Raw genomic sequence first — 11,972 nt, forward strand, 5'->3', positions numbered from 1 at the left:
CTTTAGGTAGGAACTATTCAGATAAGACATTAGATCAATGAGCAATACGTACGTAGTAATTATGGCTGGTGGCATAGGAACTCGTTTCTGGCCGTTCAGCCGTACAACTAACCCGAAACAATTCCACGATGTATTAGGCACCGGCCGCACCCTGCTTCAACAAACTGCTGACCGTTTCGATGGCATTTGTTCGCCCGAAAATATTTACGTAGTCACCAGTGAGAAATACAAAGACCTGTGCCAGCAGCAATTACCACAGCTATCAGATGAGCAGATACTGTGCGAACCAATCGGACGAAATACAGCCCCATGCATTGCGTATGCTTGCTATAAAATCCGCGAGCATGATTCAAATGCAAACATTGTTGTGGCACCTGCCGATCATATTATTCTTAAAGAAGAGGAATTTCGCCGCATTATCCGGATTGCCCTGAATGCAACACAAGAGCGGGAAATCCTGGTTACGCTGGGGATTCAGCCAAGCCGTCCGGATACCGGTTACGGATATATTCAGTACCTGCCTGATTCGGAAGGGGATCTGAAGAAGGTGAAAACCTTTACGGAGAAACCGCATCTGGAGCTGGCGAAACAGTTTGTTGATAGCGGGGAGTTTGTCTGGAATGCCGGCATTTTCGTTTTTAATGCCAATGCCATTACCCGTGCATTTGAAGCTTTCCTGCCCGACCTTGCCGAAGTATTTGAGGAAGGTAAACCGTCGTATTACTCGGATCAGGAACCGGCTTTTATTGGAAAAGCCTATTCGCTCTGCAAAAATATCTCGATTGATAACGGGGTGATGGAGCGGGCTGATAACGTTTATGTAGTACTGAGTAATTTCGGCTGGTCGGATCTGGGTACATGGAAGTCGCTGTATGAGGTATCGGAAAAAGACGAGAGCCAGAACGTGATCGACGGGAAGGTAATGCTGTATAACACGAAGAACTGCATCATTAAGACACCGGCTAACCGGCTGGTAGCTATCAACGGGCTGGATGGCTACATTGTGGCCGAATACGACAACGTGCTGCTGATCTGCCGCAAGGACGAAGAGCAGAAGGTAAAGGATTTTGTTGCCGATGCCAAGGACAAAGGCGCGGAATTTGTATAACCGGCGTCGTGAAAATAAAAGCGGGCGAAACATGTTTCGCCCGCTTTTATTTTCAGGTTATTTTATGAGTTCTTTCCGTTTCAGGATTGTTTCCAGGAATTTAAGGTCATGCTCGCTGTTGAAAATGCTGAAAGGCCAGTAGATGAACTGGGCTTTAGACAGTCCGCGGGTTACGGTTCTGGCAAACCAGTTGGCTTTCACATTTTTCAGCGCCTGTTCGTTGTCGAGGAACACAATGTAGGCGTCCTTATCCTTGACCACATCCTTGATCTGATCCCATTTCAGTAAACCGCCTTCCTTTGCGTTGATACGCATCAGAATCTGCCGGCTGTCGATCTCATAAATGTATTTATCGAAAAGCGGCTTGCTCTGCTCCATCTGGGAGATACCGGTAATTTGCACGGCCCAGAAAAGAACATACAGGATAGTCAGCAGGAGGATAACGATGTAGATCCAGATGTTCGAATAAATACCTGTAATACCCAGGATCGCGTTTACCAAAATCAAACCGAGCGGGATAAAACCCCATTTCCAGTTATCTTTCACCCAGAGGCGAAGCGCTATGTTGATATACGTCTTTTGGTCGATCGCGTATTTTTTTGTTTTAACAATCATAGTACCTTAAAATGAAGGCACAAAGATAAAGCGATTTATGGTTTCGGAGGTATGACGATCCGGCTCTGCGGCAGGGTTTTTTTGTTTTCATTTGTTCTTGCGTACATGCAGCGTATTGATCACCAGCTGGCGACGGGCATCCTGACGCATCAGAACATATATCGAAAAGGCCTGATCCCGGGTTTCATAAATGCCGGTACTATATTGCAGCTTTGTTGTATTGCCCTGATAAATGTACTGGAAACGACGCGGTGGGTGCTTCCGGAAAAACGACTGAAGGATCAGCTCGGCATGGTTGGCCGATACCGAAGGAAAATCAACTGTCTCAGATTCAATGACTAATTCAATCTGTTTGTCGAACAGCATGGAGAGCTGATGGGCCTGTCCTTTCTGGAGTGACTGTTTTAAGAGTTCAACGGTATTGCTGTCTGATGAATTACCAAGGGTAACAGTAAGAAACAACAGCGCTATAAAAGCTGTGTAACATTTTTTTGCAATACGGTTCATAAGCAATACAAAATTAATACTGACTTTGCTTTAGTGATAAATCAAATGAGATCTGGTGTTACTGTTAACTTGAAAATTATCATTTGATATACACTTCTGCTCGGCGAAAATTGTGCCAAAGGCTGTATCGTTTACGAGGATATTTTTTAGAATTTTGCGTCTCTGCACAGCCGGAGAGAAAAAACGCCGCTTTTTCCGGGGAAATTTCAGGCCCGTGATAAGCTAAACAAATTAAGAAATGACTACTTCTGCGCAATTGATATTAACAGCAGAGCAGCTTCGTCAGAAGATCCGGCGAATTGCTTTTCAGATTTACGAGAACAATTTTGAGGAATCTACCCTGGTGCTGGCCGGTATTTCGGGCGAAGGCTATGTATTTGCCCGCCGTTTGCAGGAAGCACTGGCCCATATTGCCCCTTTTGAGGTGTCGTTGTTACGGATTGATCTGGATAAGCAGCAGCGTGCCCAACCGCCGGTACAGCTGAGCGAAACGGCTGTTACGTTGGCGGATAAGGTGGTTATTGTGGTTGATGATGTTCTGAATACCGGCCGGACATTAACGTTTAGTCTGCAGCCGTTTCTGACCACTCCGGTACGGAAATTGCAGGTAGCCGTGCTCGTTGACCGGAACCACCCGCTTTATCCTGTTGCGGCTGATTACAAAGGGTATGCCTTAAGTACAACGCTTGCCGAACACGTGCAGGTGGTGCTGAGTGATACCGAACAGGAAGGCGTATATCTGCTATAAAACAGCATACAGGTAAATCCGCCAGTATGATGTACTGTCATTGAGTACCCGAACCAGTTTCAGGTGGTTCATCGCTGCATTCCGGATGGGTATACCGGCAATCAGGTAACGTCCGCCCAGCTCGCGGAAGGCCTGCATGTTGAGCGCAAGCGCATTAACCTGCCGTTTGCTGGTTTTCCCGCACAAAAATGCAGACTCATTCATGCCGAGTTCGGCCACGTAGGTGTAGCACCGGCAGGCGTAGGCATCGTAGTACGTGCGGATGCGGGGAGCCTTGTCCAGTTCGGCGGCAATCACCTTACGGAAGGCATGCTTGTAGCTGAGCAGATAATTATTCTGGTAGCTGTCGAGGGCATAAAAACCGTTGTAAAGCGAAACCGCCGGACTGATGCCGATACTGGCCACCCGGTACGCGGATTGCGGCCGCTGAATATAATCCCGGAGCCGGGCAAACTGGTCTGTGGCGTAAAACGACCGGTACGATATGGCACCCGGCGTTGGTAACCGGAGTAATGTACGCAGGTTTACCCGCCACTCCCGGTTGGCATCAACCATAACTGCGGCCTGACCCAGCACCAGGGCATACAGAAACCAGCGCGGCTGCCGGATAACCCGCAGGGCCATTGCAAAAAGACCCAGCCAGATAGCGGGCAATAGAAAATAAAACCGGTCAAACTGAAATGACTGGAGCAGATTGCCCTTCCCCAGCCAGATCGCCGGAAAGCGGTAAAACCCGCTGAAAAGACAAATACCGATGATCAGCAGCAGGTATGCCGTCAGTTGCCGAAGTGCTTTAAAATCCTTATAGAGAAAGGCATAGGTAGCGGCCACCATCACCGTACCCCGTATCCATCTGGTTGAATAGCCCCCGCAATGGTACTGAATATCGCTGAACAGCTGTACGCTCTTGCCCCAGCTGTGGACGAATGTTTTGGGTAGCAGCCGGGCATAATCGTATTCGGTGCGGTGCGACACATACAGTTTGGCGGCGAAGGAATAGATCATCTGCCATTCGCTGAGACCGTACCCTAGACCCAGCAGCACAAGGGCAAGTAATGACGGAAGATGAAACCGGCGTTGCACACTCATAAAATAGAGGGCCAGTGCACCCAGCGCAACGACAATGAACAGCCCCGCCCACACCAGAAAGGAGTAAAACGGGAAAAAGGCGATGATGAGCCAGTCTTTCCAGGTTTGCCGGTCCCGGGCAATGTTGAGAAACGCATACAGCAGCAAGGGCTGGCCACTCACCGAAATGCCATGGACGACATAGCCCGGCACGATGGCAAAACAAACCGCAATCCCGGTCCGGATAGCCGCCCACGCGGGGCCCGGCAGCAGGTACCGGCGTAGTAACAGCCACATGCCGACAAAACCGGTCAGGCGGATCAGCACCAGATTGACGACGTAGGCAGTGTAGGAGGGGAGAAAGTAAAACAACACCACTTCCAGATTCAGGCCCGACCGCAGGGCTGCGCGCGGAATGCCGTTCATCATGTTGGGCACAATCGCCATCGGATCCATGGCAAAGGCAGTCCGGGAAATTTTCAGAATGTGCAGATAGAGGAAATCACTGTCGAGGTTGTCGTGAATTGTTACATATGCATCCTCACCGAGCAGCAGGTAAGGTAAAAAATAAAGGCCCAGGAGGGCCAGTGCAATCATAAAATACGTTTTTTCGGACCGGAACATTATTCTAATAAAACCAGCAGATCTTCTTTTGTCAGCGATTTTACGAAACTTTCTTCAGTTGTAATTAAATCACTCGCCAATTTCTGTTTCGACCGCTGTAAGGCCAGAATTTTTTCCTCAACGGAATTCTTTGTGATGAATTTGTAAGTAAACACTGTTTTCTGCTGCCCGATGCGGTGCGCGCGGTCAACAGCCTGGGCCTCGCTGGCAGGGTTCCACCACGGGTCAAGGATAAAAACATAGTCGGCGGCGGTCAGGTTGTGGCCCTGTCCGCCCGCTTTGAGCGAGATCAGAAACAGCTTGATGCTTTCGTCTTTCTGGAAGAGTTCGATCTGCGATTTCCGGTCGGAGGTCGAGCCGTCCAGGTAAGCATACCGGATCTTTTTTTCCTTCAGGTATTGCTGAAAAACGTTCAGGTGTTTAATGAACTGGCTGAAAATAAGGATTTTGTGTCCTTCTGCCATCGCAATTTCCATCCGCATCAAAACGTCGGAGAGCTTACCGGAGTCGCCCTCGTAGGCTTCGTCAATCAGGCGCGGGTGGTTGGCAATCTGACGCAGTTTGGTCAGGCCCTGCAACACCACCATCTGCGATTTGGCCATACCATCTTCCTCGATCCGTTCCAGAATCAGGTTGCGGTAATACGACTTGGCTTCCTCGTACTGCTGCTCCTGTTCCGGCGTCATCTCGCAGAACAGCACACTTTCGACCTTTTCGGGCAAGTCCGTGGCCACCTGCCGTTTATTCCGGCGGAGCATAAACGGCTTGATGATGGTATACAACCGCTGTGTTTTCTGTTCATCGCTGCGCTTCTCGATCGGAATCTGGAACTCATTCCGGAAGAACGTCTGATTACCCAACAGTCCGGGGTTGATAAAGGTCATCTGCGACCACAAATCCATCGTGCTGTTTTCCAGCGGGGTGCCGGTCAGGATGAGCCGGTGTGCCGCATTGAGCTGCATCACTGCTTTGGTAATGTGCGAAGACGGATTCTTAATCGCCTGTGATTCGTCGAGAATGACATAATTGAACCGGTAGGTTTTCAGGATGTCAATATCGATACGGACAATACCGTAAGAGCTCAGAATCAGGTCGTAGCCGTCGAACTGGGCCGTATTTTTGTCGCGGTAGGTTCCGGTATAGAGCATCACCCGCAGGTCGGGTGTAAACTTACGGGCTTCCAGCTCCCAGTTGTAGAGCAGCGAGGTAGGCATGACCAGCAGCGTAGGTTCCTGCGCACCCAGTTCTTTCTGCTGTTGCAGCATGGCCAGGGTCATAACGGTTTTGCCCAGACCCATGTCATCGGCCAGGCAACCGCCGAACTGAAACTGCCGCAGAAAGTGCATCCAGTCATAGCCGGCCTTCTGGTAGGGGCGCAGGGTGCCTTTGAAACCGGCAGGCATCGGATAACTGTCGATCGACTCAAAATCGCGGAGGCCTTCCAGCCGCCGGCTCATCACGGCCGATGCCAGGCTGTCTTCTTCCAGTTGCTGTACCAGGGCCAGGTGGTGTTTGCGCAGAATCAGCTGATCCTGATCAAGCTGGTCGTTTTCCAGAAATGAAAACAGCTCAGAGTAGCGCGTAAACCAGACTTCCGGAATGACCGCTATTTCACCGTTCGGTAGGGCAAATTCCCGCTTTTTGTTCAGAATGAGCGACCGGAGCTTCACAAACGGGATCTCAAATTCCCCGAACCGGACGTTGGCGTAAATGTCGAACCAGTCGTTGCTCTCGCGGATCGTTACGTCGATCGAGGAATAGCCGAGGAAGTATCGTTTTGCATCGTCGGCACTCTGGCGGAGCACAAAGCCGTTATCTGTCAGAAACGACTGGTTGCCGGACAGCCAGCTGAAGGCTTCGGCTTTGGGCAGTGACAACCGCCCCTGCCGAAGGTCCAGGCCGTTGCTGTGAAGCTCGTTAAGCCGGTTCCGTTCGGTGCGCAGATCGCGGCGGATTTTATGAAACAGGTACTCATCGCCTTTTTTTTCCAGACTGACGTTGGACTGAGTCGAGAAGCTGTCGAACCGGAACGTGAAGTTGCCGTACTGAAACGCCAGATCAAACATAATCCGGCTATCGTCGTCATCGTCATCGGCCACGGCGGTGGCTGATTGGTTAAAAAGCGTCAGCGAAGCGGTCTGGCTGGTTGTCCGGTGTTCGGCCAGGGTAATGATTGGCACCGGTTCCATGGCCTCGCTCCGGATTTCAAAGCCTTTGGCAAACACATCGTAGTTGGCAATCAAGGGTACGACAAACTTGCTGTAGTACTGATCCTCAATATTTTTCGGGATAACGATATGGTTCTTGTTCAGAAATGGCCGCAGCTTTTTGCCGTCGACATTCTGCGCAAAGTGGTACAGCTTTTTGTCGATGAGCATCCAGGCGGGGTCGTCGCACAGGAGCATGGCATTTCTGAACTGAAACTGCACGCGTTCGCCGTTATGCCGGATAATCGGGAAATAATGGGTCGCGTCGGGGTTCCGGACAAAGTGAAAATGTACCCGTGCCGGTTCATCGACCCATTCGACGGGCATCCAGGCCGGATTGCTGTCGGAGCCCATGATGTAGAGCGGTTTGCCCCGCAGCCGTTCCAGAATCCGCGCCTTTATTTGTTCGAGGTATCCGGCAATGGCTTCCTGAATTACTTTGTCGCCTTTTTGCGGATCGTAGAGTTTCAGAAAGAAGTCAACAGAGGGTAATTTGCGGGTATTATATTTCTTAACAATTGTATCTTGCTGAATCGCATCGATGAGACGGATCAGTTCAAAGTCGCGTTCGTCGAGGCCTTTGGCAAACTCTCCGGCGTTCTGACTCGACAGCGTCTGGTTGAGCAGCGTCAGTTCGCCTTTGGAGTTGCGTTGTACCACAAAGGCTTCGATCAGGTAGCCCAGGAATTCGTGTTCGAGCAACGAATACACGAGTTGAAAGGGTTGGGTTGGCGAAACTTTCATGGTCTATGCGGTATTAGGATAGATCGCTTACAAGACCAAACCGGTCTGAAGGAAGTGAAACAAAAAAGCAGTTTATAACGCCGGAATCAGGCTATTTTGCAATAGGAACGGTTTCAAATATACGACTCCGGCCCAGAAACTCCAACCTTGCTCCGGCAGAAAGGGATTTTTTTATTGCCTGCCGGCGTTGGGTAAACATAGTTGCCAGATTATGCTTTTTGACGATACCTACCGAACCATTGCCAGACCTGCCGAAGGACTTTTCCGCGACAAAGGCAGTAAGTTTTTAGCGTTTGCCTATCCTGTCCGCAGTGAAAGTGAGGCCAAAACCTACCTGGATGCCCTGCGTAAAGTGCACCCTAAAGCCAATCACCATTGCTATGCCTACCGGTTGGGTCTGGACAAAAATAACTACCGTGCCAGCGACGACGGCGAACCCGGTGGTACGGCAGGCCGCCCGATTCTGAACACGTTGTATTCGCATGAGCTAACCAACATTCTGGTTGTGGTCGTCCGGTATTTTGGCGGAACCCTGCTGGGTGTTCCCGGCCTGATTAATGCCTATAAATCGTCGACGGTTGAGGTGCTGTCGGTCGCCGAGGTAATTGAGAAAACCGTAAACGAGCGTTACCGGATTGTCTTTGGTTTCGAACGGATGAACGATGTCATGAAAATTGTCAAAGACATGCAGCTGACGGTACTGGGCCAGACGTACGACAACGAATGTACCCTGCGGATTGAGCTCCGGAAATCGCTGGTGAATCAGGTGCTCGGGCGTTTCGAAAAACTGGACGACGTTACAACCAGGTGGATTGATGAATGAATAATGGTTAATGAATAATGTTAATCGATGACCCGGGCATCATTATTCATTTCACATTGTCCATCACTCATTGTCTGTTCTCCATTGTTCATTTTATATTATCCATTACAGAATATGCATATTACGATAAACCCGACAACGGCGGATACCTGGATTGTACCGCTGGTGCAGACCGATACACTGGCTGCCGCGCTGGAGGAGATTGCTGCTGAAACAGGGCTCTCTGCCGAGCGGTTGCAACAGGATTTTAAAGGTGATGCCAAAGAGGCCTTACCGCTTTATATGCCGGACGGGCAGAAAACCTATCTGCTTGGCCTCGGTAAATCGCCCGAAACGATGGACTGGCTGAAAACCTTCCGCGAGTTTTTCTTCCGGAATAAAGCCAAATTACCGGCTACGATAAGCATCGACCTGACCGGTTTCGGCAGCGATGTAGTCGAAGCGGTGGTTCTGGGAGTTCGGGCCGGCGGGTATGATCTGCGGCTTTACCAGACCGATAAGGGTGAGGCGCCGGTGTTTTACAGCGAAGCCGGTACGTTAGGCATCCGCGTTGATGAGTCTGCAGAGACCACAACAAAAACTGCCGTTGACCGGGCAGAAGCCATTGCGCAGACGCGGCACGAAATGCTTGATCTGATGAATGCGCCGGCCAACTACAAAAATCCGCAAACGTTGGCCGACTGGGCGCTGGCGTCGGGCCGGAAACACGGGTATGCCGTTACGGTTTTTGATAAGGCAGCTATTGAGCAGCACGGGATGCATGCCCTGCTGAGTGTCAATAAGGGTAGTGACTTACCACCGGCGTTCATTATCATGGAGTATAAACCGGCCGGTGTCGATAATGCCCGGAAGGTTGGGCTGGTCGGTAAAGGCATTACGTTCGACACGGGCGGGATTTCCATTAAACCGTCGGCCAGCATGCACCTCATGAAGAGCGACATGGGCGGGGCGGCGGCCGTGCTCGGAACGGTCGAAGCGGCGGCTAAGCTGAAACTGCCCGTGCACCTGATCGGTATTATTCCGACGACGGAAAACATGGTCGATGGCAGTGCGATGAAGCCGGGCGATGTGATCGGCTCCTATATCGGCAAGACCATTGAAGTGATTGATACCGATGCGGAAGGCCGGTTGATTCTGGCGGATGGCATCGGGTACATGGTCCGCAATTTTCAGCCCGATGTGCTGATTGACCTGGCGACCCTGACCGGTAGTGTAATCGGTACGTTCGGCTACCATGCCGCAGGTATGTTCACGCAGAACGATGCCCTGGCCGCCGAACTGGCACAGGCTGCTGACCGGACGGGCGAGCGGGTGTGGCGGTTGCCGTTATGGGATGTCTACAAGGAAGATATCAAGTCGGATGTGGCCGATCTGCGTAATTACAGCGGCAAGCCGTTTGCCGGTGCCATCAGTGCCGCGAAGTTTCTGGAGGTATTCACCGAAGGGCATACCGCCTGGGCCCACCTCGACATTGCCGGTACGGCGTTCTCCGACAACGAATTCGGCGCCCAGAAAAACGCCAGCGGCTACGGCATCCGGTTACTGATTGACTGGCTGGAGGGTAAAGCCTAGTTGAAGGCGCTTATTATAAATGATTTACCACATAGTCACACAAAAAATCTTTGTTTTCTATGTGACTATGTGGTAAAATAACATATTGATAATGAGGCGTATTATTTTGGAAATACAATGCCCTACTCATTATAAACCGCCTGCAGTAACGTCTGGCCGACGGCTTTCAGCGTGTTGCGGTCAATGTTACTCATGTCGTCATTATCGGTATGCCAGGCCGGAAAAAAGGCACCGGTCAGCACATTGGTATGGATAATGTCGATCATCGGGATTTTAGCGATAATATTCGGGGCAATGTGGTCGTCGGTAATGGCGCTGCCTGACTGATCTACGAAATACTGGCTGTAGCCCAACTGACTGGCTGTCTGCCAGATGGTCGTTACCACACTTGGGGCAAGCTCCACCGAATACCCTTCTCTGGCGAACGTAGCCCCTTTGGCACCAACCATGTCGAGCAAAACACCGTAATACGCCGAATAGCCGGGCTTGTGCGGATTACGCGCCCAGTAGCGGGAGCCCAGACAAAACCCTACGAAATCGACATTCGGGCTTTCTTTCTCGGTATCGCCGCTGGCCTTTTCGCCATTACCCCAGTCTTCGGCATCGAAGAAAATCAGATCGACACCGACCGTTGGTTTGTCTTTAGCCTGCTGAATGGCACGGGCCATTTCCAGCAAAACGCCTACACCGCTGGCACCGTCATTGGCAGCGGGTACCGGTTTTTTCTGATCGGCCACAACGCTGTCCTGATCGGCATGCGGGCGGCTGTCCCAGTGCGAGGCCAGCAGAATGCGTTTGGTGGCCTGCGGATTCAGGCTGCCGATGATGTTACGCGCATTCAGCTTTTTGCCGTCCCAGGTAGTCGCCACAAACGACTGTACGGTCACCTCAAAGCCAAACTGCTTCAGCTTTGCAATCATGTAATCCCCTGCCTTCTGGTGGGCCGGCGTATTGGGCACACGCGGTCCGAACGCGACCTGCTGCTCAATGTATTGATAAGCCGAATCGGCATTGAACGCCGGTGCCGGTGTCTGTGTCGTTTGCGTCTGACCTTCCGATTGAGACTGCTGCTTGCTGTTACAGGCAGCGATGAACAGGCTTGCACCCAGAAACAAGCTGAGTGCTATAGAAAAAGAGCGTTGTTGCATGAAAAAAAATGTTGTGTCAGCAAAGCGGGAATGAGCATTTGAGTTGTTTACGCAACGGCATAACCAGAAAGCGCGCGATACTGCGGCGGATGAAAGCCCAGTACAATATCTGTTTTAGCTATACCTCGCTTGACAAGCTCTTCTGCAACGTGTAATTCCGTACTGTTTTCAAGCAACCACACTTTGCCATCCCGTTTAATGTGCAGATGAATGAGCAAATTGTCGACGAACCGGCTTGGTGTAACCCAACCTATTGCCATTAACTGGTAGTGTCGATTTTCACGGTCAGTAATCAGCGTACGCTGATATACATCTGAGCTATCAGAAGCATCCTGATATTCTGCTAAATAATCGATAATTACACATTCATACCGGTTTATTTGCTGTGACGTATCCATTGAACAAGATGTTGAGTTATTGGATCGTATACTAAGAAATTAACACTATATCTTCTGGCTACAACTTCAAAAACCTGCTGACGTGTCATGCGCTCATAAGCCGGCTGCGGAATTGCCAGATAAAGAATGCGTTCAGGCTCCTGAATATCGATATTGACCTGATACACCAGTAGTTGCCCTAAAGCACCATGAAAATCATAAATCAGAGAGTCACCTAAAAAGCTTTTTACTTCAACAGCAATCTTTTCAGTACCTCGTTCGGCTGTAATCAATTTTTCGGCCGCCAGATCAATCGTTAAAGCGTCTTTCAGTAAGTGCGTAAACAGCCGGTAACCATCATGGGTTATTAGCCAGCCGTCTTTTTCGAGCGCTATCCGGACAATATTATGAAAAACGTCACGCGCCATGAC

The 11,972-nt window shown here is 50.5% G+C and carries 11 protein-coding genes; 4 read left to right on the top strand and 7 right to left on the bottom strand.

The genetic code is table 11. From position 1 onward, the window contains the following. The first annotated feature begins 37 nt into the window (after positions 1 to 37). The gene (locus tag AC23NW_RS00690) at positions 38 to 1,108 is read left to right on the top strand and encodes a mannose-1-phosphate guanylyltransferase (protein ID WP_487447042.1); all 1,071 of its coding nucleotides are present in this window, start codon (positions 38 to 40) and stop codon (positions 1,106 to 1,108) included. 57 nt (positions 1,109 to 1,165) lie between these two features. Here AC23NW_RS00690 and AC23NW_RS00695 read toward each other — a convergent pair whose 3' ends face one another. Beyond that, the gene (locus AC23NW_RS00695) at positions 1,166 to 1,723 is read right to left on the bottom strand and encodes a YcxB family protein (RefSeq protein WP_487447044.1); all 558 of its coding nucleotides are present in this window, start codon (positions 1,721 to 1,723) and stop codon (positions 1,166 to 1,168) included. 87 nt (positions 1,724 to 1,810) lie between these two features. Further along, a complete protein-coding gene (locus tag AC23NW_RS00700) occupies positions 1,811 to 2,185 on the bottom strand; it encodes a DUF4783 domain-containing protein (protein ID WP_487447045.1) in 375 nt (124 codons plus the stop codon). A gap of 283 nt (positions 2,186 to 2,468) precedes the next feature. Here AC23NW_RS00700 and AC23NW_RS00705 point away from each other — a divergent pair, with 283 nt between their 5' ends. Then, entirely contained in the window at positions 2,469 to 2,978 is a 510-nt protein-coding gene (locus tag AC23NW_RS00705) for a phosphoribosyltransferase family protein (protein ID WP_487447046.1), read from the top strand. On the opposite strand, the gene AC23NW_RS00710 is transcribed toward AC23NW_RS00705, so the two are convergent. Next, on the bottom strand, positions 2,973 to 4,670 hold the full coding sequence (locus tag AC23NW_RS00710) for a DUF6044 family protein (protein ID WP_487447048.1): 1,698 nt from the start codon (positions 4,668 to 4,670) through the stop codon (positions 2,973 to 2,975). The genes AC23NW_RS00705 and AC23NW_RS00710 overlap by 6 nt on opposite strands. Next, positions 4,670 to 7,621, bottom strand: coding sequence for a DEAD/DEAH box helicase (locus AC23NW_RS00715; RefSeq protein WP_487447049.1), 2,952 nt, complete (start codon positions 7,619 to 7,621; stop codon positions 4,670 to 4,672). The genes AC23NW_RS00710 and AC23NW_RS00715 overlap by 1 nt, the downstream gene beginning before the upstream one ends. 211 nt (positions 7,622 to 7,832) lie before the next feature. Between AC23NW_RS00715 and AC23NW_RS00720 the strand changes: the two genes are divergently transcribed. Beyond that, positions 7,833 to 8,444, top strand: a complete 612-nt coding sequence (locus AC23NW_RS00720) for an IMPACT family protein (protein ID WP_487447050.1) — start codon at positions 7,833 to 7,835, stop codon at positions 8,442 to 8,444. A 114-nt stretch (positions 8,445 to 8,558) separates the two neighbouring features. Further along, the gene (locus AC23NW_RS00725; RefSeq protein ID WP_487447052.1) at positions 8,559 to 10,016 is read left to right on the top strand and encodes a leucyl aminopeptidase family protein; all 1,458 of its coding nucleotides are present in this window, start codon (positions 8,559 to 8,561) and stop codon (positions 10,014 to 10,016) included. A gap of 122 nt (positions 10,017 to 10,138) precedes the next feature. On the opposite strand, the gene AC23NW_RS00730 is transcribed toward AC23NW_RS00725, so the two are convergent. The 3 genes from AC23NW_RS00730 to AC23NW_RS00740 are packed head-to-tail and all read right to left on the bottom strand — an operon-like array spanning position 10,139 to position 11,969. Further along, positions 10,139 to 11,164: a M28 family peptidase gene (locus AC23NW_RS00730; RefSeq protein WP_293838496.1), complete on the bottom strand. Its 1,026-nt coding sequence runs from the start codon at positions 11,162 to 11,164 to the stop codon at positions 10,139 to 10,141. A gap of 47 nt (positions 11,165 to 11,211) precedes the next feature. Then, entirely contained in the window at positions 11,212 to 11,562 is a 351-nt protein-coding gene (locus AC23NW_RS00735) for an element excision factor XisI family protein (RefSeq protein WP_487447054.1), read from the bottom strand. Then, positions 11,541 to 11,969, bottom strand: a complete 429-nt coding sequence (locus AC23NW_RS00740) for an element excision factor XisH family protein (RefSeq protein ID WP_487447056.1) — start codon at positions 11,967 to 11,969, stop codon at positions 11,541 to 11,543. The genes AC23NW_RS00735 and AC23NW_RS00740 overlap by 22 nt, the downstream gene beginning before the upstream one ends. Positions 11,970 to 11,972: the final 3 nt, after the last annotated feature.

This window comes from Arsenicibacter sp. R0_47, from assembly GCF_057652235.1.